The 22,515-nt window shown below is 30.8% G+C and carries 19 protein-coding genes, 2 tRNA genes and 1 other RNA gene; 21 read left to right on the forward strand and 1 reads right to left on the reverse strand.

Annotated elements, in window-relative coordinates:
• The first annotated feature begins 20 nt into the window (after positions 1-20).
• The 18 genes from CR532_RS03705 (at position 21) to CR532_RS03790 (ending at position 18,805) form a co-directional block, all read left to right on the forward strand.
• Positions 21-1,787 carry a DUF5312 family protein gene (locus CR532_RS03705; protein WP_108729459.1) on the forward strand — a complete coding sequence of 589 codons (1,767 nt, stop codon included), beginning with the start codon at positions 21-23 and terminating at the stop codon, positions 1,785-1,787.
• A 6-nt stretch (positions 1,788-1,793) separates the two neighbouring features.
• Positions 1,794-2,117 (forward strand): hypothetical protein, encoded by a 324-nt coding sequence (locus tag CR532_RS03710; protein ID WP_108729460.1) that lies wholly within the window; start codon positions 1,794-1,796, stop codon positions 2,115-2,117.
• Positions 2,118-2,185: 68 nt separating this feature from the next.
• Positions 2,186-2,259 (forward strand) — tRNA-Thr (locus CR532_RS03715).
• 4 nt (positions 2,260-2,263) lie between these two features.
• A tRNA-Tyr gene (locus CR532_RS03720) sits at positions 2,264-2,345 on the forward strand.
• Between the two features lie 171 nt (positions 2,346-2,516).
• Entirely contained in the window at positions 2,517-3,551 is a 1,035-nt protein-coding gene (mltG, locus tag CR532_RS03725; RefSeq protein ID WP_108729461.1) for an endolytic transglycosylase MltG, read from the forward strand.
• A 5-nt stretch (positions 3,552-3,556) separates the two neighbouring features.
• Complete coding sequence (gene dnaG, locus CR532_RS03730; RefSeq protein WP_108729462.1) at positions 3,557-5,329, forward strand: DNA primase; 1,773 nt, start codon at positions 3,557-3,559, stop codon at positions 5,327-5,329.
• Complete coding sequence (rpoD, locus tag CR532_RS03735) at positions 5,322-7,241, forward strand: RNA polymerase sigma factor RpoD (RefSeq protein WP_108729463.1); 1,920 nt, start codon at positions 5,322-5,324, stop codon at positions 7,239-7,241. The genes dnaG and rpoD overlap by 8 nt, the downstream gene beginning before the upstream one ends.
• Positions 7,242-7,250: 9 nt before the next feature.
• Positions 7,251-8,009, forward strand: coding sequence for a zinc ribbon domain-containing protein (locus CR532_RS03740; RefSeq protein ID WP_108729464.1), 759 nt, complete (start codon positions 7,251-7,253; stop codon positions 8,007-8,009).
• A 22-nt stretch (positions 8,010-8,031) separates the two neighbouring features.
• An RNA gene (gene rnpB, locus CR532_RS03745) (RNase P RNA component class A) lies at positions 8,032-8,377 on the forward strand.
• A gap of 17 nt (positions 8,378-8,394) precedes the next feature.
• Positions 8,395-9,360, forward strand: a complete 966-nt coding sequence (locus CR532_RS03750) for a tetratricopeptide repeat protein (protein WP_108729465.1) — start codon at positions 8,395-8,397, stop codon at positions 9,358-9,360.
• Between the two features lie 12 nt (positions 9,361-9,372).
• Entirely contained in the window at positions 9,373-10,422 is a 1,050-nt protein-coding gene (locus tag CR532_RS03755) for a rod shape-determining protein (RefSeq protein WP_108729466.1), read from the forward strand.
• A 2-nt stretch (positions 10,423-10,424) separates the two neighbouring features.
• A complete protein-coding gene (gene mreC / locus CR532_RS03760; RefSeq protein WP_108729467.1) occupies positions 10,425-11,270 on the forward strand; it encodes a rod shape-determining protein MreC in 846 nt (281 codons plus the stop codon).
• Entirely contained in the window at positions 11,267-11,749 is a 483-nt protein-coding gene (locus tag CR532_RS03765) for a rod shape-determining protein MreD (RefSeq protein WP_108729468.1), read from the forward strand. The genes mreC and CR532_RS03765 overlap by 4 nt, the downstream gene beginning before the upstream one ends.
• Before the next feature lies 1 nt (position 11,750).
• On the forward strand, positions 11,751-13,550 hold the full coding sequence (gene mrdA, locus CR532_RS03770; protein WP_108729469.1) for a penicillin-binding protein 2: 1,800 nt from the start codon (positions 11,751-11,753) through the stop codon (positions 13,548-13,550).
• Positions 13,551-13,554: 4 nt separating this feature from the next.
• Positions 13,555-14,874 (forward strand): rod shape-determining protein RodA, encoded by a 1,320-nt coding sequence (gene rodA / locus CR532_RS03775; RefSeq protein ID WP_108729470.1) that lies wholly within the window; start codon positions 13,555-13,557, stop codon positions 14,872-14,874.
• Positions 14,875-15,008: 134 nt separating this feature from the next.
• Positions 15,009-16,757 (forward strand): threonine--tRNA ligase, encoded by a 1,749-nt coding sequence (gene thrS / locus CR532_RS03780; RefSeq protein ID WP_108729471.1) that lies wholly within the window; start codon positions 15,009-15,011, stop codon positions 16,755-16,757.
• A gap of 1 nt (position 16,758) precedes the next feature.
• Positions 16,759-17,382, forward strand: coding sequence for a CDP-diacylglycerol--glycerol-3-phosphate 3-phosphatidyltransferase (pgsA, locus tag CR532_RS03785; protein WP_108729472.1), 624 nt, complete (start codon positions 16,759-16,761; stop codon positions 17,380-17,382).
• Complete coding sequence (locus tag CR532_RS03790) at positions 17,372-18,805, forward strand: hypothetical protein (protein ID WP_108729473.1); 1,434 nt, start codon at positions 17,372-17,374, stop codon at positions 18,803-18,805. The genes pgsA and CR532_RS03790 overlap by 11 nt, the downstream gene beginning before the upstream one ends.
• On the opposite strand, the gene cyaB is transcribed toward CR532_RS03790, so the two are convergent.
• Positions 18,782-19,306, reverse strand: a complete 525-nt coding sequence (cyaB, locus tag CR532_RS03795) for a class IV adenylate cyclase (protein ID WP_108729474.1) — start codon at positions 19,304-19,306, stop codon at positions 18,782-18,784. The genes CR532_RS03790 and cyaB overlap by 24 nt on opposite strands.
• A gap of 88 nt (positions 19,307-19,394) precedes the next feature.
• Between cyaB and CR532_RS03800 the strand changes: the two genes are divergently transcribed.
• The 3 genes from CR532_RS03800 to CR532_RS03810 are packed head-to-tail and all read left to right on the forward strand — an operon-like array spanning position 19,395 to position 22,489.
• On the forward strand, positions 19,395-20,714 hold the full coding sequence (locus CR532_RS03800) for a TrkH family potassium uptake protein (protein WP_108729475.1): 1,320 nt from the start codon (positions 19,395-19,397) through the stop codon (positions 20,712-20,714).
• An 8-nt stretch (positions 20,715-20,722) separates the two neighbouring features.
• Positions 20,723-21,505 (forward strand): potassium channel family protein, encoded by a 783-nt coding sequence (locus tag CR532_RS03805; protein ID WP_108729476.1) that lies wholly within the window; start codon positions 20,723-20,725, stop codon positions 21,503-21,505.
• 12 nt (positions 21,506-21,517) lie between these two features.
• Positions 21,518-22,489, forward strand: coding sequence for a nucleotide-binding protein (locus CR532_RS03810; RefSeq protein ID WP_108729477.1), 972 nt, complete (start codon positions 21,518-21,520; stop codon positions 22,487-22,489).
• Positions 22,490-22,515: the final 26 nt, after the last annotated feature.

Consider the following 22,515-nt stretch of genomic DNA (forward strand, 5'->3'; position numbering starts at 1 on the left):
TAATTTATAAATGAGGTTTTATGAACAAGAATGATATTAGTATCTATGCTTCTATTGATAGGCTTCCAAAAGATTCAAGGGATAGATTGATAAGAGAAATTAAAAAAAATTTAAGTTTAAATTCTTCAGGACTGTTTACAAATAATTCTAATCGTCTAGATTCAGATTCTGCAGCTCAGGTTGAGGATTATCTCTCAGAACATTTCATGGGGGAATCATTCTTGGTAAGGGTATGGATATGTATTTTAAATTTTTTTCAAAGAGAAAGGCGCAAAGAAGATATTTATAAGATCTACATTCTAAAAAGATTGGAAAATAGCGTTAATTATGTTTACAAAAATCCCGTAATAGATTTTAGGAAGGGATATCTACATATGGGTTTTGTAGAGATGTTTTTTGCCCTTTATCGTCATTCAGTGAAGCTTAAAGAATTTTTTAGGATGTTAGAGAACGGAAATGTTGTTGAGCAAACAATGCTTGAAGTTATTCAGAGCAAGATACCCAATTTTAAGCATAAAATGGAAGATTTTTTAGAATCTGGAGAATATGAGAAATTCTTAAAAAAAGAAAAAAGTCAGAATGATTTAGAAGAAGCTATTAAAGCAAAAATTAGTAATTATATTAATTCAATTTCTTTACAAACTTATAAAATGGTAGAAGATATATTTGAATTTTTTTATGTTCTAAATAGTTTTGCATTTTTTCCTTACAAGTCTTTTTTTTCCTTTTTCAATATAGAGTTTTTAGATGACATTGAAAATTTGGATGCTGTCAATCTTGATAATGCAATTAGTGCTAGTTTTGAGAGTGTTGACAAGTATTTCAGTGGTTTATTTGATCTTTTGCATACATTACGAAGTATTGAAGTAAATGAAGACATCCTAAGAATTATTATTAAAAATTATTTTTTCATAATGGAATCAGATGAAGATGGAATTTTGAGTGAGGAGAGTCTTTTAAAGGTTGATTCTGCATTTAAAAGTATTGTAAGCATTATGTCAAAAATTATTAGCTTGGCAAAAACTTTGCCTTATTTGGATGTTTTTAAAATTTATTATAAAAATCCAGTATTGAAACCTAAGAAGTATATTCCTTACCTAGATATAAGAAGCTTTTATGAAAATATTTTGTTTTTAAATGTTAATGGTCAAATTGTGAAGAAGCACAGTTCGACTTTAAAAGCTCTTATGAATAGGGAAATTAAAAGTTTAATTAAAAATTATAGTGTTATTTTAGATGTAAATAATTTAATATTTAAAGGAATTGATCTTGAATATTCTAATTTTAAAAAGCTTTACTTTCTTAATGAATTCTTTAAAACTATTTATGATATAACAATGATGGAGGTATTAAAGATCGTAAACAATGTAGTTCTTGTAAATAATGTTGACTTAAGGAATTCATTTATTAGTCTTGAGAAAAATATTAATACTTTAAGAAAGGAAATTTATGATGTTTGTTTTGAGCTTCATTATAGAAATGAGGAATATGAAAAATATAAAAGAGATGATAAAGATGATGATTCTTATAGGGAGAAAATTTTGGAGAGATGTTTAAACGAAATTAATACTATTGAAAGTCTAGTGATTAATTTCACAGATTATTTTATTGATCTTAAGAAAAAATATGTTGCTCTTTTGGAAAATAATAATGCCCTTATACAAAGTGCTTTAAATATCTCTTATAAATTATCTGCAGTAGATAATGAAAAAATTAGTTTAGCCTTTGTTATTGGAAATGTGCTATCTATAGTGAGTCAAGCGCTTTTTATAGTTGAGAATTTATAGATTATTGTGAAAACTTTGAAAACAGATAATCTAAAGTTATTATCAATTTTTATTAGAGGTTTAGTAGTTATATTATTTCTCAATTCTTTGCTTAGCCTATTTATGTTTTTGGCTGGTGCTTATAATATTTTCATGTATCCTTTTCAAAAGTTTTCTCTTGAATTCGCAATTGTATTGAGTTCTGTTTCCTTTGCGCTTGAGGCTACTAGATTAATATTTTTTTATCTGCTTATAAGGAAAAAAAATAGAAGTTACGGAATTTTGATTTTTAGTTTTCTCGTTTGTTTTTGTGCTTTTTTTATAAAAAGTGTTCTTTCTGTTGGTATGTAAGTGATTTATTTTTGAAGACCACTATTGACTAATAAATTTTATTTTTATAGACTAACTATTAGTGTTATGCCGACTTAGCTCAGCTGGCCAGAGCAGCGGTCTTGTAAACCGCAGGTCGTCGGTTCGAATCCGACAGTCGGCTTTTTGGGGCGGTACCGAAGTGGTTAACCGGGGCAGACTGTAAATCTGTTGGCATTGCCTACGTGGGTTCGAATCCCACCCTCCCCAATTTAACTGCGATCGATCTCGAGGGTTTGACTTATTGAGTGGGCTTTAAGTATATTTACTTTGTAAGGTATATTTTGAAGTTCATTCTAGTAGAACTTTTAATTAATATTTATAATTTGCCTGAAATCATGGAAGGGTGATTCTCTTTTAAAAAAGAGATTTTAAATTCTTATGGTAATGAAAAATTTTTTTATTTCCTTTTTTACGTTGCTTATTGTTATTTTGGTCTTTGTATGTTTTTTATATTTCTTAAATTCTTCTCCGTTTAAATCTGAGTTGGTATATGAATTTGAGGTTCAAAAAGGTTGGGGGGTGAAGAAAATTGCTGGGGAGCTTAAAAGACAAGGATTAATTAGGTCTGAGAAATTATTAATAGCTATTTCCTATCTTTTTGGTAGTGATAAAAACTTTAAAGAAGGAAAGTATTTAATTAGTAGCAATTGTTCAACTTTTGATGTATATAAAGAGATTTTGAAGGGAAGTCCTGTGCTGGACATTGGGATTACAATACCTGAGGGATATACCAGTAGAAGGATAGCTTTAAAGCTCAATAAATTTGGTATTATTGAGGATATTCAGAATTTTGTTGATTTGATAAATGATATCAGATTTATTAGCGAGTTTGGACTTAGTTATGAATCTCTTGAAGGGTTTTTATTTCCGGATACTTATAAATTTTATAGGGGTATGGATATGAAAGAAATAATTCGAGTTTTTGTTGGCAATTTTTTTAGCAAACTTGTTTCTATTGGAATAGATTATAGGTCTTATTCTAGTGAAGAGCTTTATAACAGAGTAATCATTGCTTCTATTGTTGAGCGTGAGTATAGGGTTAAGACTGAGGCAGCAGTCATGGCATCTGTTTTTTATAATAGAATTAGCTCTAATATGCCACTGCAGTCTTGTGCTACAATTGAATATATTATCACTGAAGAGCTTAAAAAACCTCACCCTAAAAGGATTTATTTTGCAGATTTAGAAATCAAATCTGATTATAATACTTATGTGAATAAAGGTTATCCACCAAGTCCGATCTCTAATGCTGGGAGTGTATCTCTGCGGGCAGCCTTTTTCCCAGATAGTACAAATTATTTATTTTTTGTTGTAAAAGACCCTAAGGCTGGAACTCATAAATTTTCTTCACATTATAGGGATCATCTTTTAGCTACAAATAGCTATATTCATAATTTTGTTACTAAGGATTAAAGGGTATGGAGTTTGCTAAAGTTATAGATTTAATTAAGGATAGAGTAGATATCGTAGAATTTATAGGTGAACGTGTTAAATTGGTTAAATCGGGATCATCTTATAAGGGGCTTTGCCCTTTTCATGCTGAAAGGACACCTTCTTTTTCTGTATCCCCTGATCAAAGGTTTTTTTATTGTTTTGGATGTAAGAAGGGTGGGGATGTCATAAGGTTTTTAATGGATATTGAAAAACTTAATTATAGTGATGCTGTTAAGTCTTTATGCAGTAGGATAGGAATACCATATGACAGCACCAAGAAAGACAGAGGAACTGAAAATGGAAGACAGAGTAAGGAAATAATTTCAAAAATATATGAATTAAACTCTAAGCTGGTTAGGTTCTTTTTGTTTTTATTTCGCAATAATCAAGAAGTTTTGAATTATATTTCTAAAGAGAGAAGAATATCTGAGGAAGTTATTAATCTATTTAATATTGGTTATTTGCAATTTGATGCTAAGGATGGGGCTAATTTTTATGATTTTTTGATTTCAAGGGGATATTCTACTGATATATTAAGCAAAAGTGGGTTGTTTTCAGCGAGAAACCAAAAGTTTTCAATTTTATCTGGCAGATTGATTTTTCCAATCAGAGATTTTAAAGGTAATGTGGTAGGATTTGGAGGTCGAAATTTAGTAGGAGGTAAGGGGTCTAAATATATTAATTTAAGCGAAACAGAAGCTTTTAAAAAAAAAGAATTACTTTATGGGTTCTATGAAGGCTTTTCTGCAATTAAGGGAAGTAGATCTGTAATATTAACAGAAGGCTATATGGATGTTCTCTCTTTTTTTACAGCTGGTGTAAAAATTGCGGTTTCTACACTTGGCACGGCCTTTTCAAAGGAGCATCTTGCTTTGATTAGAAGATATGCGGATAAAATAGTAATGTGTTTTGATGGTGATTCTGCGGGACTTTTAGCAACCTTTAAGGCTTATCAAGTTTGTTTGCCATTTGATATGCATATAAGTGTAATTAATATGAAGGATGGAGTAGATCCTGCGGATGTTTTGAAGAATGAGGGAGGGCATTATTTAAAAGAGATGCTTAAGGATACTTGCGAGGCATTTGATTATCTTTTGGATAAATATTCTGTTAAATATGATTTAAGTAAAATAGCAGATCTAAATGAAATGGTTGGTTTGTTTATAAAGTTAATAAGTTTATCAAATACTAATACGCAAAGAGATATGCTTTTGGCAAAGCTTGAGAGTAGGGTTGGTATTAAATTAGAAACTTTAAGAGAAGACTACTATAATATGCGAGAAAGGAATGCAATTGATAGTTTGAAGAGGAAATCATATTCTTATAATACAAATACCTATGAGAGATATTTGGTGATTGGCTTATTGAAAGACTTTAATTATTTTAATATAATAAGGCGTAATATTAGTGATAGTGACTTACACGATATTGATGTAAGAAAAGTTTTTATGTGCTTTGAAGACTTGTTTGATACTAATGAAGCCTTTTCATTACTTAATTTAAAAGAGTTTTTAAGAGATAAATATGGCGTTAGTGAAGGGTTTTTTCAAGATATGTTAAGCGTAGAGTTTGAAGTAGATAAGGAGATGGTTATACAGATTTTAGTTGCAATTAAAAAAAGGAGTTTAGAGGATCGTATTTTGGTTTTTAGGGAAATGAGCAGAAATAATTCTTTAATAGATGCTAAGACTCAAATAAGAGAATTGATGTTTTTGAATATGCAAATAAAAGACTTGAGGATATATTTAGATGAATAGTGTAGAGAATAAAGATTTGCAATATTTTCGAAAGAAGAATTCAAAATTAATAAGAGCTATCTTAAGTTATGTAGATGGCAGGAAAGTGATTACATTTGGAGATTTGTCTACTTTGCTCTCAGGAGATATGCTGGAACCTGAAAATATTGATTGTATTTATGGAATTCTTGAAGATGAGGGGATAAGCTTGATTAATAAAAAGATGGTAGTAGAAGACTGTGATGGTGATTTTGATATTCATGATGAATTAGGCGAGACAAATAGAGTTGATAGCCAGGGTATGATTTTAAATCATAATGTTTCAGGTGACGATGAAATTGACGATGATGATAAATTGGATGAATTTGAGGATGAGGCTGAGGCTTTAGAAAAGGAAGATTTTAATTCCGGGTATGTTAAGAGTGGGTTACTAAAAGATAATAATTCTGAAGATCCAATAAGACTTTATTTAAAAGAAATAGGAAAGGAATTTTTGCTGACTGGAAATCAGGAGGTTGAACTTGCAAAACAAATGGATTCTGGTGAGAGTATCATTGAGAACATTCTTAAGAATGAAGGGCTTGTTATAGAGAATTATTATAATTTGGTTAATGCTATTTATTCGAGAGTAGAAAGGGAAGAGTTTTTTAAGAAGGAGAAAGATAGGGAAAAGGATAATAATGCGGATTACTATAACAAAAAAAAAAGAATCACTTCTTTTTACAAGGTTTCACTAAAGCCATTTCAGGAACGTTTGATAGGTTATATTGAAAATAAGCATAGATTATATGAGCTTGGGGAAGATATTTTTGAAGAAAGTATCACTAATGAGAGGCTTGCTATAAAAGAAATGCTTAAGTCTGTTCCTTTGTATCAGGAAGAGTTACGAATTTTCTCAGATGATTATATTGACTCTGCTAGCAAGATAAAAGATTTAAAGAGGCAACAAAAATCCATATTGGATAGATTGAAGATAGATAAAATAAGGAATCTTAGAATTCTTGGGAGAGATTTAGCTATTCCTGAAAAACGGGAGAAAATAGAAAAATCTTTAAATATGCGTGAAGACTTAGTTAAGGAACAGATTACAGAGGCACAGCTTGCTCAAAAGGAACTTGAGAGAATTGAGATGTATTATGAATATCCAATGGATAAGATAATAAGCATGTCTGAGGAAATTCTTAAGGGTAAGCAGATGATGCAACATGCAAAAGATCAGCTTATTAAGGCTAATTTAAGGCTTGTGGTAAGCATTGCTAAGAAGTATGCTAACAGGGGTTTGCATTTCTTTGATCTTGTGCAAGAGGGCAATATTGGTTTAATTAAGGCAGTCGAAAAATTTGAGTACAAGAGAGGATTTAAGTTTTCTACTTATGCTACATGGTGGATTCGTCAGGCAATAACAAGATCAATCTCAGACCAGGCACGTACAATCCGTGTCCCTGTTCATATGATTGAGCAAATAAATAGGTTAAATAGAGAAACAAGGTATTTAGTTCAAGTGTTGGGTAAAGATCCAACAGATGAGGAGCTCTCAACTAGACTTGGGTGGGATCTTAAAAAGGTAAAGACTGTAAAAAATGTTTCAAGAGAGCCTGTGTCACTTGAAACTCCAATTGGGGAAGAAGAGGATTCTGTGCTTAGTGATTTCATTGAGGATAAGGCAATCAAAAATCCAGCAAATCACACATCTTTTGTTGTTTTGCAGGATCAAATAAGATCAATTCTTGGTACTCTTCCAGAGAGAGAGCAAGAAGTTGTCAAGATGAGGTTTGGTCTTGAGGATGGATATTCTTTAACACTTGAAGAAGTTGGACTTCATTTTAATGTTACAAGAGAAAGAATTAGGCAGATTGAATCTAAGGCTTTAAGGCGACTTAAGAACCCTAAGAAGACTCAAAAGCTTAAAGATTATTTGGAAGATTTAAATTAAGGAGGATTCATGAAAAGTAATATTGAGATATTGAAAAACCTTGAAGGCATATATAAAGTTAAGTTCAAGCTTGAGGAAAGACAAAAGGTTATACCCAAATATTTGCAAGTCAAGAAAACTCAAATTGATGAACTTATTGAGGCTTTTGCTGAATTACAGCTCAAATTTAAAGACTATCAAAAAGATGACGCGTCTTTAAAATTAGATATTCAAGACATTAATGCGAGAAAGAGTAAAGCAGAAGAAAAAATTGATAGCATTAAAACTCAAAGGGAATATGAGGCCCTTGAGAAAGAATTACAGACTATCATTGATGATGAGGTGATTATTAGAAAGAAAATGACGCATGTTACTGGACTTAAGACAAAGGTAGATAAAGAAATAACAGAGGTTAGAAATAAGCTTGAGGGTGAACAAGATATTTATGCTACCGAGAGTACTGATCTTGAAGTTGAGCTTTTAGAGATTGAACAAAAGCTTTCTGATATAAAGAGCGAGGAACAAAAATATGCTTCTCGAATGGACGAAGATTTTTTGTTTAAATTTCAAAGAATTATTAGAAATAAATCAAATGGGGTAGTTCCTTTGGTTGAAAATGTTTGTAAGGGTTGTCATATGATACTTCCTGTTGAATTCGCAAACAAGGTAAGGCGTGAGCCAGATGATATTAAGTTCTGCCCTTATTGTAGTAGAATACTTTATTATCAGGAGAGATTTGAAGTTGGTTTGGGAATGATTCCTGGAAGTTTGGCAGATCTTATTGAATAATATTTTATTTTGTATTTTTTTGAGTTGATACCCAGTCATCGCTTAAACTACTTGAGTATTTTAAGAGGAAAGTCCGAGCTCCAATAAGAGCATGATGCTAGGTAATGCCTAGGAGTTTTAAACTTAAGAGAGTGTCACAGAAAATTACCGCCTTTTAGGGTAAGGGTGAAAAGGTGAGGTAAGAGCTCACCGCTTATTTAGTGATAAGTAAGGCCAAGACAAACCTCATTGGGAGCAAAATCAAGTATGCAAGTTTCCTTAGCTCTTGAGGATACGCTTGTGGGTGGATTGCATGATTTTTTCAGTGATGAAAAAGCAAGATAGATGATGACGTAATACAGAACTCGGCTTATGGGTGTTAACTTAAATTTTATAGAGAGTCTTTATGGGAATAAAGTATGTCAGATATGTTTTTTATTTGTTTATGGTTTTGGTACTTTGTTTCTTTATTTTTTATGTTCTATCTTATTTTAAAGCCTTTTCTAATTCTTATTTAAGAGCAGGACCTACTGAGGTAAATTTGCTTGTTCTTTGGGAGAATAAAGAATATAAGGAAATAATAGATTATGCTGAAAATGATCTTAAGGGGAACAAATTTGATTTTAATCTAAATTTACTTCTTGGGTATTCATATTTTTATTATTCCTTAATGTTAAATGATACTTACTTAAAAAGTCAATTTTTAGATAGTGCGATAGAAAGGTTAAGATTTTTAATGTCCATAAATGATGATATTCCTATGGGTTCGCTTTATTATATATTAGGGAAGGCTTATTCTCATAAGGGTGAATACTATAGTGAACTTTCTGTCAAATATTTAAATAAAGCCTTATCCTCAAGTAGTTTTGACTTTATGAGCATGAAAGAGGATATTTTTGAATATTTAGGATATTCTTATCAACTTTTAAGAGACTATAGGGCTAGTTTAAAGTTTTTTGAAAAAGCTTACAGGGAAAATAGGTCTGATCTTGTTCTTTGGAGTTTGGCATATGTTAATTATAAGATGGGAAATATTGATAAGAGTATTGAGTATATAAATCACTTTATGAAAGAAGAGAATAAATCATTTAGGAATGAAAAAAGTGATGATAATTTAATGCAAAAGGTATATTTACTGTATGGAGATATCTTTTTAGAGAAGGGTGCTTATGAAGATGCTTTTAGCTATTACAATAAAGCCTTAAAAATTAATAGTTCAAATCCTAATGTTTATGTTAAAATAGGAGATATATATAGAAAAAGAGACAAAGATTACCCTAAAGCTCGAAAATATTGGAGGGAGGCATTAAGCATTAATCCTTATTTAGAAGAAGCAAGGGAGAGACTTAAGATTGGCTTGGAAGATTTTTAAGGGAGGCTTGATTTGAATTTATTTAAATCGTTTTTGATAGATATTGGCATTGATCTTGGCACATGCAATACTCTAGTTTATATTAAAGATTATGGTGTGGTGATGAGCGAGCCTTCAGTTGTTGCTGTTGATGTTACTAAGAATAATAGAGTAGTTGCTGTTGGGCGTAATGCAAAGAAGATGCTTTGGAAAACTCCAGAGAACATTAAGGCTGTAAGACCACTCCGTGACGGTGTTATTGCTGACATTGAGAATACAGAGAAAATGATTAAATATTTCATAAGTCAGATTTTTTCTAGAAAAAAATTATTCTTTAAACCAAGAATGGTAATAGGAGTCCCGACTTGCATTACGGAAGTTGAGAGGAGAGCTGTTAAAGAGAGTGCTATGAATGCTGGTGCGCGTGAGGTTAAGGTTATTGAGGAATCTCTTGCAGCTGCTATTGGATCTGACATTCCCATTTTTGAGCCAACAGGCCATATGGTATGTGATATTGGAGGGGGCACTACTGAGATATCTGTTATTTCTCTTGGTGGCATGGTGGTAAGTAGAGCTATTCGGACGGGTGGGGATGAGTTTGATGAGAGTATCATAAAGTATATGCGGAATGCTCATAACATCATTATTGGACAGCAAACGGCAGAAAAATTAAAAATCAAGATAGGCAATGTTTATCCAGATATTCATAATTTGAAGGTAGAGACAATAGATATTAAGGGGACAGATGCTGTTACGGGTCTTCCTAGAAAGCAAATTATTGATTCTATGGAAGTAAGGGAGTCTTTGCAAGAACCTATTAGTACTGTTGTTGATGAAGTTAAGAGAACTCTTGGGGCAACTCCTCCAGAGCTTGCGACAGATATTGTTGAGCGAGGGATCATATTAACAGGAGGTGGAGCACTTCTTAAGGGGCTTAATAGATTGTTATCAAAAGAGACAGGAGTGCCGGTTTATGTTGCAGATAATCCTCTTTTATCTGTGGCTGTTGGAGCGGGTTTGTTTTATGATTATGCCAATAGGATAGATATTAGTAAGAGTATATATAGCTTTATTAATGAATAGATATGAAGTTTCTTGTTGATTTCAAGAATTTTATTAAAGTATTAGCTGTATTAATATTTGCCAGTATCCTTATGATTTATGATTCAAGCGATGCTAAGAAAGGCAAGAAAGATGATTTTTTTGTTTTTAGTTTGAATTCATATGTTCAAGATAGCATGCATGGATTTCTTAATTTTGTTTCTAGTATTTTTAAAGCAATAAATGAATATAAGGATCATGGTGAAATAATAGAAGCATATAAGAAGAGAATACAGCAACTTGAGATAGTTACTCAAAATGTGCAAGTGCTAAGACAGGAAAATTCTAGACTTAAGGAACAGCTTGGGTTTTATTTATCAGACTATAATGGCTTTATTGCAGCTGAAATAATTTATTTAAATTATTCAAACATTTCATCTTTAATGGCAATTAATAAGGGCTATAATGATGGTGTTCAAAAAGATATGATCGCTGTTGCTTATCAGGATGGATTTAGTGGCCTTGTTGGAAAAATTGTTAGAGTTTATGCAGATACTTCGAGAATTTTACCTTTAACTAGTTATGAGAATTTTGTTTCTGCAAGAATTCAAAATAGCAAATTCATTGGTCTTGTTGAGGGTAAGGGATATGGGAAGGCTCTTGAGATGAATTATGTTAATAGGTTGGCTGAAAATGATTTAAGGGTGGGTGAACCTGTTGTTACTTCTGGGTTTAGCGATTATCCAAGTGGAATTTATATAGGTACAATTACTCATTTCAATGTTCTTGAATATAATTCACTTTTAAATATTAAAATAGAACCTGTAATAGTGCTGGATAAGTTAGAATATGTTTTTTTGATTAAAGATAACAAGAGGATAAAAGAGTGATATCTTTTGTATTATACTATATTAGTAGTGTAATTTTGGGACAAATTTTTCAGTATTATTTCGCTGTTAATTTTTCTTTTTCGGTAGACATATTTTTAATTCTTTTAATTTTTAATTCTCTAAACTGCGTTTTCAATGTAGGTTTGATCTCAAGCATTTTACATGGGTTTATTATGGACTATTTTACTGGATTGCCACTTGGATTTTTTGTTTTTAGTTATGTTTTGATATTTTATGTATTTGGAAAAATTAAGTTTATCTTGCCTAAGAGGATGCTTAGTATGACAATGTTTTTTATTTTATCAAAATTTATAATTTGGTTTGTAGCGATGTCTTTTGCGGATTTTGTTGATCTTAAAGGATTTAATTATACGATATTTAATCTTAATCTTATTGTAAATATAATATTTATAAATTTTTTATATCCAATTTTAAGTTATTTTACGAGAAATCTTTATGCTTTTAGAGAGGAATATTAGAATGAAAGTTATTTTTAAGGAACGCTATAGATTTGGGTTACTTCTTTTAAGCTTTGTGTTTTTTATTTATCTTTTTACCTTATTTAAGATGCAGATTGGGAAGCACTTATTTTACGATAGAGAAGCAACAGTTCTTTTATCTAGAGTGGAGAAAATGAATGCTTCAAGAGGTGAAATTTTGGACTCAAACTTTAATGTTATTGCAAATAATCTTACAGCATTTGTTTTAAAAATTAGTTTAGAACAATATTATGGAATGTCTCTTGAGGATAGAGATGAAATGTTAGATTTTCTGTCCATTACTCTAGGTATTGGAAGGGCGTTTATTCTCTCTAAAATTGAGGCTCCTAGAGGGTATTTAAGAGATGTTGAAATAGTTGAACTTAGTCCAGAAATGTTATTTAGAATATCTGAGAGAAGAAATTATTATCCTGCACTTTTATGGACATATTCTTTTAAAAGAAATTATTCAGTGGATGATTCTTATTCTCATCCTATTGGGTATGTTGGCAAGATTAATCAACGAGAACTTCGTTCTTTTTATAATGTTAAAGGATATGATAATAATTCTACAATAGGCAAACTGGGCGTTGAACAAATTTATGATAGCTATATTAGAGGCAAGGAAGGTTTAATAAAATATAAGGTAGATTCTCGAGAGAGGAAAATTGACAGTGGCTCTATTATAGAGGATATGACCCCTGGCAATAATATTGTTTTAAATATTAACCAGGATATTCAAATGCTTGCCAAGAATACTTTAGGTGAGAGATATGGATCTGTAGTGATACTAAAGCCTTCAACAGGGGGTGTTCTGGCGCTTCATAATTATCCTTATTATTCAATGAATGATATTTACAATAAGCATTCTAAAAAAGATTATTCTTTCCTTAACAGAGCAATACAGTCGGTTTATCCTCCTGCGTCTGTTTTTAAATTGATTATGACTACTGCAATATTGGAAGAAAAAGTCCTCGATAAAGATAGAAAAATACATTGCCCAGGATATTTTAAGGTAGGTAATAGAGTTTTTCATTGTTGGAATCGTTCTGGTCATGGTTATGTCAATTTGGAAGAGGCTGTTGCACATTCGTGTAATGTTTATTTTTATACATTGGGGCTTAAATACCTTGGCGTTGAAAAAATACTTAAGTATGCAAGAGAGTATGGTCTTGGGGAGAAAACTGGCATTGATTTGCCAAATGAGGTATCCGGTCTTCTTCCGAGTCCAGAATGGAAGGAAAAGACTTTTAAGCAACCTTGGGTAGGTGGTGATACTGTAAATTTTTCAATAGGTCAAGGATTTTTAAGTGCGACTCCTATTCAGATTGCTAATATGGTAGCTATGATTGCAAATGAGGGGGTTGTTTACAAACCAAGAGTTGTGAATAGAATTTTGAATGGGAATACTAATGAAATTATTCTTGAAAATTCTCCTGAAATTCTAAGAAAAACAGATATTATTAGCAAGAATACTTTTAAGCTTGTAAAGAAGTATATGCGAAGTGTTATAACTTATGGCACGGCAAGAAATTCAGTCCTTACAAAAGCTGTAGAGGTTGGAGGAAAGACAGGTACGGGTCAAACTGGTATTACGGGACTTGAAAATAGTTCTTTTGTTGGTCTTGCTCCTTATGATGGTCCATCTGATGAACAAGTTGTTATTTTTAGTTTGGTTGAAGGACAAAGTAATGCAGATATGTGGCCTGCCAAATCTGTAGATTTGATGATGCAAGGTATCTTTGCTAAGCAAAGTTATAAGGATATCCTTAGAGAATATAGACCATGGTACATTAGATAAGTAGATGGCCGTTTTTAGAAAAAATTATGATTGCTTGACATTATTTAGTTTGGCGATGATATCTTGTGTTGGAGTTTTGCTTATATATTCTAGTGATTATACTTCTAGTGGTTCTTTAATAAAAGTTGAATATATTAAGCAAAGCATATGGATACTTGTTGGATTTTTTTTAATTTTTATAATAGGAAGATACAATCTTAAGATTCTTTATGGGATAACTTATCCTTTATATTTTTTATTGGTAGCTTCTTTGATTTTTACTGCCCTTTTTGGCGTTACTGTTAATGGAGCGAGATCTTGGATTGGCATTTGGAAATTAGGGGGGCAGCCTTCAGAATTTGGCAAAATTATTAGTATTTTGGCTCTTGCTAGGTTTTACAGTAGTCGGAGAGATTCTAACGATCTTTTTGTTTTTATTTTTGCTTTTATTTTAATTTCTCCTGTTATTTTGCTTGTATTTTTGCAGCCTGACTTTGGTACCGCTGTAGTTTACTTGATTGTATTTATATTTATTTCTTTTTTTGCTGGTATAGATTTATACTATATATTGTATTTTACTTTAACAGGCTTTTTTTCATTTTTTTTTGTAGTACTACCAGTTTGGTATGAATATAAGTCGGATATGGGCAATATATTATATTTAATTTTTTCAAATAATTTTTATTTTCAAATAGCTTTATTGGTATTAATTTTGGTATTTTTATCTTCCACTGTAGGTTTTTTCGTTTCAAAATACAATTTAAGTATTAGACTTGCTTATTTTTATATATTTTTTGTAAGTTCAATTTTACTAAGTTCGGCTTTTTTATCTAAATTGCTTTTAAAAGTAATGAAACCTTATCAAGTTAAAAGATTTTTAGTGTTTTTAGATCCAAATATCGATCTTAAAGGAGCTGGCTGGAATTTAAATCAAGTCAAAATTGCAATTGGCTCTGGTGGTGTTTTTGGCAAAGGCTTTTTAAAGGGTCCTTATACTCATGCAAATTATGTACCATCTCAGAGTACAGATTTTATTTTTTCAATCCTTGCCGAAGAATTTGGCTTTATAGGAGTTAGTACAGTTTTGATATTATTTTTCTTTATTTTCTTCAGGATCTTAATAATAATGAATAAAAGCAAAGATAGATATTTGTCCTTGATTTTATCTGGTATATTGGGTCTTTTATTTTTTCATACTTCTTTTAATATTGGGATGTCTTTGGGACTCTTGCCAATTACAGGAATACCTTTACCTTTCCTCTCTTACGGTGGGTCGTCTACTATTACTTTCTTTGTAGCTATGGCTCTTTATTTTAATATTGAGTCTATAGTAACCATGGATTAGGCAACTTTATTTATTAGTTCTTGTTATTTTATCTAATTTTTTTGTATATTTTAGTCAGGTATTTTATTGTTTATTTGTGAGCATTGTTAAAGTTTAAATGTATCTTGTGTATGTAAAGCTTAAAAGGTGTTATTATGAGTGAAGAGTTAGACAAAGATGGTATCCTTTATAGGAAGAGACATTCAGTTGCTCATGTTATGGCAGAAGCTGTACTTGAGTTATTTCCCAATACTAAGATTGCGATAGGTCCTCCAATTAAAGATGGGTTTTATTATGATTTTGACTTCGAAAAACATATTACGGAGGATGATCTTTTATCAATAGAGAAAAAGATGAAAGAGATTTTAAAGACTGGGAGTTCTTTTATAAGGGAAATGGTAACTAAAGAGCATGCCTTAACTCTTTTCAAAAATGAGCCTTACAAAATAGATTTAATTAAAGATCTTATTGAAGGTGAAATTTCAATATATAAAAGCCATAATTTTGTTGACCTTTGTAAGGGGCCGCATATTGATAATATGCGTAAAATTGATCCGAAGGCATTTAAGCTGACTAGTATTGCTGGTGCTTACTGGCGTGGCGATGAGAAGAATAAAATGCTTACCCGTATTTATGGAACTTTGTGGAACAATGAAAAAGAATTAAAGGAATATCTTAACTTACGAGAAGAGATAAAAAAGAGAGATCACAGAAAACTTGGGCGAGAGCTTGATTTGTTTTCTGTACATGAAGAGATAGGGCCTGGGCTCATATTTTTTCACCCTAATGGTGCTAGGATAAGAGCTTTGATAGAAGATTTTTGGAGAGAGGAACATTTTAAGAATGGCTATGATATTCTCTTCACACCTCATATTGGTAAATCTTGGCTTTGGGAAACCTCTGGGCACTTAGATTTTTATAAAGAAAGTATGTTTGAGAAAATAGGGATGGATAGGAGTAACTATTATATTAAGCCTATGAATTGTCCGTTTCATATTGCGATTTATAATTCTGGAAAGCATTCTTATAGAGATTTACCGTTTAGGTGGGCTGAACTTGGTACTGTGTATCGTTATGAGAAGATAGGTGTTCTTCATGGAACTATGCGTGTTAGAGGATTTACTCAGGATGATGCTCATATTATATGTACTTATGAGCAAGTTAAGGCTGAGATTGAAGAGGTTTTAAGATTTGCACTTTATATGTGGGATAAATTTGGATTTACTAATTTGAAAGCATATCTTTCTACAAAACCAGAAAAGTCTGTAGGGGATGATGATGATTGGGAGATGTCTGTACGAGTTTTAGAGGAAGCTTTAAGCGATCTTAATATTTCTTATGATATTGATGAGGGAGGCGGAGCTTTTTATGGGCCTAAGATTGATCTTAAAATAATTGATTCTCTGCATCGAGAGTGGCAAATGAGTACAATTCAGTTTGATTTTAATCTTCCTGAAAGATTTAAAATGACTTATACAGCAGAAGATGGTAAGGAAAAGCGACCTTTTATGATTCATCGAGCTCTTCTTGGATCTATTGAAAGATTTTTTGGAATTTTGGTAGAACATTATGGTGGGGCATTTCCTGTGTGGCTAGCACCTCTTCAAGTTGTAATTATTCCTGTAAATAATATTGTAGAAAAATATACATTAGAGATATTGTCTAGATTTAAGGATGAGGGTATTAGGATAAAACTTGATAGTGACTCTAATACAAGGATGAATGCAAAAATTAGGGAGTATCAAGTCAAAAAAATACCTTATATGTTTATAATCGGAGAGAAAGAGATGGTAGAGGGAAAAATTTCTATTAGAACTAGAACAAATGAACAGATTAATGGACTTGAATTAAAAGAGGCTCTTGAATTTGTGAAATTAAAGTTAAATAATAAGGAGATTTTATAAATTGAATATCAAGAATATTATTAGTCCTAATAGAATAACTTTTTTTAGGATTATACTGTCTTTTATTATATTGTTTATATTATTTCTTGAAGATTTTTGGAATCCTTATTTATTTTTAAGTTTGATTTGGTTTTTAATTATTTTTAATGAATTGACAGATATTCTTGATGGATATATTGCTAGGAAATATGGTTTGATTAGTAGTATAGGAAAGGTTTTAGATCCTTATGCAGATGTGTTGCAGCATTTAACGTATTTTGTTTTTTTCTTTGCTAAAGGTATTACTCCGTATTATTTTTTTGTGATATTTGTATACCGTGAAATTTCTATTGGATTTCTTAGAAATTTAATTATGCAGTTTAATGTAGTTCAGCCGGCTAAGTTTTCAGGCAAATTAAAATCATTATTTTACGCTATTGCAACATTTGCTAGTCTTTTTCTGTATACCCTAGACAAATTAAAAGTTACGCTGTTGCTTGATAGGTTTATGAGTTCAATTTTAAATCTAAATTTTACTTTTTCTTTTGTTGTTGGCATGATATATGCTATATCTGCCTCTCTAACCATTATATCTTTTATTGATTATATTGTGATATTTTTGGATCTTAAAAAATATGAGAAATAATATATTGATATTTTTCTTGTTAGTAACTTTTTATTCTTATGCTCAGGTGAATCAAGTATTAACGGAAATTAGTCCTTTAAGTATCTCAAGTAAAAGTGGGAAGGGGAGTATTTATTTAAGGGTTAGTAAGTCTTCTAACTATATCTTAACTTTTGATAGTTTAATGGACTCGGATTTTGTTTATATGATTTATGATATTGTGGATAAGAGGTACATAACAGATAAGGTAAAAAAAAGAGATGCCAAAATTAAATTGGATAAAGAACGCCTCTATGCGGTAATCTATATTACCTCTGAGGATGCCAGCATTAATGTATCTATTACTGATTTAGATTTATCAATTATAAGTGACAATATTCTAAAGGCGAAAGCATCTAATATAAAAAAAGAAGATAAGATTTTTTTATTAAAGGATTTGCCAAGCTTACGGCTAGACTTTAAACTTAAAAAGTATATCTTAAGAATCCACAAGCGCAATATCTATCTTGCTTATCAGATGGAAGGTAGTGATAATATTAAGGTTTCTGCATTTATTGAGAATATTGGTTGGTTTGATATTAACTCTGCTGTTAATGAAAATGTTACTGATGTTGTGTACTTTGATTTTGCAATTAATTCTAAAGGAGAATTATATGTTGCATTTGCTACTAAGAGTACTAATAACTTTTTTAGCGAACTTCTAGTTAAGAAATTTAATAGTCGAAAGTGGATTGATATTAGTCCTAAGCTTAGAGACAATATTGGGGGTTTAGTAAATATTAGCATTGATAAAAGAGATAATTTGTATTTAGCCTATTTAAGAGAAGCTGGGAGTGAATATAAGATAAATTTTATTATAAATAAAGGATACGGCAATGCTTGGAGTAGTGCTATAGGTTCTTATATATCTAAAGGTAATGCTAATATTGATGCTTCCAATATTGGCATTATTTCCGACCCTTTTTTGGGAATTTTCTATAATTATAAAATAGACAATTATGTTAAGTCTGAGTTTGTTATTGATAAGGGTAAAATTTGGTCAAATACAAATACACAGTCTGCAAATATGGCAAATTCTGTAAAAATTCTTGCTAGTTCTAAATCTAACCAGGTTATTTTAAGCTATATAACAAAGGATAGACCTGTCATAAGTATATCTACCTTGAAATGTGATGAATGGCGAAATATAAGTCCAAATATTAGCATTAATGGTATAAATAGTGATATTGTAAGTTATAGGGGTACCTTGTTCTTAACCTTTGAAGATGGCAATGATATTAGACTTATTTATTTTGATAATAATGATTGGTATTTCTTAAATGGATCTGAAATTTTTGGAGAGTCTGTTTGTAAGCCTCAGTTTGGGAATTATCAAAACGAGGGATTTGTATTATCATATTTTAGATTGGACTTAAAAGTTTTATTTCTTAGACTTGTTAGCTGATATTAATTCGTAGTAAGATTTTTTTTCAATATTGTTGTTTAGTTGAAATTCTTTCATTATTTCGTAGATTTCTGTTTTAGCCAGATTTAATTCACTCTGATCATAAATTATTTTTTCTACTTCTAAGAAAAAGCCAAGATTATCAATTTCATTGATTTCTATATTTAGGGTATCTTTTTTATAAATTAGACTTTTTTTAAGTTTTTTGTATAGTATTTTGAAATTGATTTCCTCTAGGAACAATATAAAATTATTTATGTCGTCTACTCTAAATTCAATTTCCTTATTGACTTCTATATCACCATCTAAAGATTTGACCTTAAATGTTACAATCTCTCCTGAGGTATTAAACTTTCTTATTCTAATTGTTTTTTTTGTGTCGCAGTAGTAGGTATCATTTTTAACTTCTTCTTTAATAAATCGGAACTTTTTATTGGCTAATTTTAGAATTCTCCTAAGTTCATTTTTTGGAATGAACGCCTTAGATTCAATTTCTAGCATGTATTAAAAATAGTAAAATTATGGTAATATTTCAATATTCTATAATGAAACTTTTTTAAACAGTATCTAATGTATCTTTTTATATGTTATGTTGAAATTTGAGTTTAGTGATAGGTTTTTTCTTTTTAGTTATTTTATCTTGATTATGTTTTTGGGATCTCTTTTGTTGTCATTACCTATTGCTTGGAATGGTGAGGAAAAATTAGAGTACATAGATGCTCTCTTTACATCCGTATCTGCTGTTAGCATTACGGGTCTTGTTACTGTTAAAATGGAGAATTTTTCTACCTTTGGATTTATAGTTATAATGATGTTGATACAATTTGGAGGACTTGGGTTTATAACTATGACCACTTTTTATTTGCTTATTCCTAAGCGCAAGTTGAAGTTGGCAGATGCTAGAATAATAAAGCAATACTCTCTTTCAAATATTGAGTACAATCCCATTAAGATTTTAAAAAGTATACTTTTGGTAACTTTTTTAATTGAACTAATTGGACTAATATTAATATTAGTATGTTTTAAACTTAGGGGTGTTAGTATTTCATTTCTTGAGGCCTTGTTTACGGCAATTTCAGCATTTTGTAATGCAGGATTTTCTATGCATTCTGAAAGTATTTATGCTTGGCGTGATGTCCCTGAGGCTATAGTTGTCATTGCTATTTTGATTATTTGTGGAGGGCTTGGGTTTATGGTATATCGTGATGTTACTAATACTATTAAATATCGAAAAAAACTTTCTCTTCATGCTAAAATTGTTTTTTTACTTAGTTTTTTTTTGGTTGTTTTTGGGGCAATTATATTCTTTTTCTCAGAAATTCATAAACTTAAGGAGGGTTATTCTTGCGGAACTCTTATATTGAATTCAATATTTTATTCAATAAGTACAAGAACGGCTGGTTTTAATTATCTTGAAAATTCTACAATTACAGGTAGAACCCAGATGCTTTCCTTACCATTTATGTTCATTGGTGGTGCACCTGGATCAACAGCTGGAGGAATCAAGATTACTACCTTTTTTTTAATTGTGCTTGCGGCAATAAAAGCTCAGGATGGTAATGGTTATATTATTGGTTCATATAAAGTTTCGATTGATAGCATAAGATTTGCTCTTTTGTTTTTTGTAAGAGCTGTTTTTATTCTATGTTTTTCATTTTTTATGATTCTTGCTACTGAGGGCGGAGGTAATTGGAGAGTGATTGATTTAGGATATGAGGTTTTTTCTGCTTTTGGGACTGTTGGGTTTTCAGTTGGTGTTACCCAGGATTTGTCATTTTTGGGTAAAATAATTATAATTTTTACTATGTTTGCAGGTCGGATAGGTCTTTTTTCTATGACGATTTTTGTTTCTCGGAGATCTCGTTTTGAAGAATTTACAAGACCAAGACAAGATATTCTGGTAGGTTAGGCAGGGGTGTGAAGACATTTGTTATTATTGGCCTTAGCAACTTAGGAATTCATCTTCTTGAAGATTTGAGTAAACTTGATTGTCAAATTATTATTGTTGACACGTCAAAGGAGTTAGTTGAAGGATATGATGTTATTGCTACAGAAAGTTTTATTCTTGATCAATTTACTAAAAATGCTTTAAAAAAAATAATTCCTGTAGATACTGATGCTGTTATTATTGATTTTGATGATGACCTTGGAAAGAGTGCTCTTGTTACTCATTATTGTAATCTTTTAGGTGTAAGGGAGATATATGTTAAAACTGAAGATAGGGATGATGCTGAGATATTAAAGACTCTTGGAGCTACAAAAATTATATTCCCAAGTAAGGATGCTGCAAGAAGATTGACTCCGCTATTAGTTTCGCCTAATCTTTCAACATACAATATAATTGGCTATGATATTATTGTTGCTGAGACTGTTATTCCTAAGGAATATGTTGGCAAAACCCTTCTTGAAGCTGATCTGAGAAGAGAGAAGGGTATTACTGTTATTGCAGTTAGAAATTTAAGTAATTCTAGGTATGAATTTGTAGATGGGGATTATTTTTTTTTAAAAGATGATAAAATTGTGATTTGTGGTAAACCTGACAGCATTGAGAATTTTACAAATAATAAGGATTTAATCAAGGATTTAATTGCGGCTTCTAAAGCAGAAGAGACTTCTTACAAGTCGGAATCTAAAAGATTGGGATTCTTAAGGTTTTTTGATTTCATGAAAAAGTTTAATAAGGATAAGAAAAACGATTAATAGGATTTTAAGATGACTAAGATTATTCCTGTTGCAAGTGGGAAAGGAGGTGTTGGAAAGACATCTTTTGTTGCTAATATTGGCTATAAACTTTCGAGTTTAGGAAAGACTGTAATACTTATTGATCTTGATCTTGGTGGTTCTAACCTACATACATGCTTAGGAGTTAAGAATACCGGTACTGGAATAGGTTCTTTTATCAATAAGCGTGAAAAGGACTTCTCGAATTTAATTGTTGAAACTCCTTATGATAGGCTTTATCTAATACCAGGAGATGCTCTTTATGCGGGAACGGCCAATCTCCCTTTTCCTATCAAAAAGAAGATAATAGACTCGATTCAAAGAGATCTTGTTGCAGATTTTATTTTCATAGATTTAGGTTCAGGCACATCTTACAACACAGTAGATTTTTATTTGGCAGCTTATAGTGGTATAATTGTAACTGTTCCAGAAACCCCTTCAATACTTAATGCTTATTCGTTTTTAAAGAATGCACTTTATCGACTTTTATATTTAGGATTTCCTGCTAAGAGCCCTGAGCGTGAATATATTAGTAATTTTTTTAAAGATAAAATAGAGGGTACAAATGTTAAATTTAAAGATTTAGTTACAGGAATTGAGCTTATATCTTTAAGTTCGTCGCTTAAGATAAAAAAGATGATGAATAATTTTTATCCCAGAGTTGTACTTAATAGAATAGAAGCTAGTGAAGAAATAGCTATGTGTGAGAATTTAATGAATGTTGTTAAGAATAATATTAATATACCAATAGAATTTATTGGTTTTGTTCCATTTGCAAAAAGTTTTAGGAAGTCTGTTAACAATAGAATTCCTTTTGTTGATTTTGATAAAAATTCAAAACTCAATAAGTACTTTGAGTTTATTTCGGGTAATTTAATTAAATCTCCTGTTGAAGGTTCTCCGTATATTTACGATGATATATACGATATGATTAAAGATCAAAGTAAATTTATTAGGAAGTAATTGAATTATAATGATACCTAGGAAGT

The organism is Candidatus Borreliella tachyglossi (assembly GCF_003076595.1).
Taxonomy (GTDB): domain Bacteria; phylum Spirochaetota; class Spirochaetia; order Borreliales; family Borreliaceae; genus Borrelia; species Borrelia tachyglossi.

Coding starts and splice junctions, on each gene's coding strand:
- CR532_RS03705 (WP_108729459.1), top strand. CDS start 21: ATGAACAAGAATGATATTAGTATCTATGCTTCTATTGATAGGCTTCCA.
- mltG (WP_108729461.1), top strand. CDS start 2,517: ATGGTAATGAAAAATTTTTTTATTTCCTTTTTTACGTTGCTTATTGTT.
- dnaG (WP_108729462.1), top strand. CDS start 3,557: ATGGAGTTTGCTAAAGTTATAGATTTAATTAAGGATAGAGTAGATATC.
- rpoD (WP_108729463.1), top strand. CDS start 5,322: ATGAATAGTGTAGAGAATAAAGATTTGCAATATTTTCGAAAGAAGAAT.
- CR532_RS03740 (WP_108729464.1), top strand. CDS start 7,251: ATGAAAAGTAATATTGAGATATTGAAAAACCTTGAAGGCATATATAAA.
- CR532_RS03750 (WP_108729465.1), top strand. CDS start 8,395: ATGGGAATAAAGTATGTCAGATATGTTTTTTATTTGTTTATGGTTTTG.
- mreC (WP_108729467.1), top strand. CDS start 10,425: ATGAAGTTTCTTGTTGATTTCAAGAATTTTATTAAAGTATTAGCTGTA.
- mrdA (WP_108729469.1), top strand. CDS start 11,751: ATGAAAGTTATTTTTAAGGAACGCTATAGATTTGGGTTACTTCTTTTA.
- rodA (WP_108729470.1), top strand. CDS start 13,555: ATGGCCGTTTTTAGAAAAAATTATGATTGCTTGACATTATTTAGTTTG.
- thrS (WP_108729471.1), top strand. CDS start 15,009: ATGAGTGAAGAGTTAGACAAAGATGGTATCCTTTATAGGAAGAGACAT.
- CR532_RS03790 (WP_108729473.1), top strand. CDS start 17,372: ATGAGAAATAATATATTGATATTTTTCTTGTTAGTAACTTTTTATTCT.
- cyaB (WP_108729474.1), bottom strand. CDS start 19,306: ATGCTAGAAATTGAATCTAAGGCGTTCATTCCAAAAAATGAACTTAGG.
- CR532_RS03800 (WP_108729475.1), top strand. CDS start 19,395: ATGTTGAAATTTGAGTTTAGTGATAGGTTTTTTCTTTTTAGTTATTTT.
- CR532_RS03810 (WP_108729477.1), top strand. CDS start 21,518: ATGACTAAGATTATTCCTGTTGCAAGTGGGAAAGGAGGTGTTGGAAAG.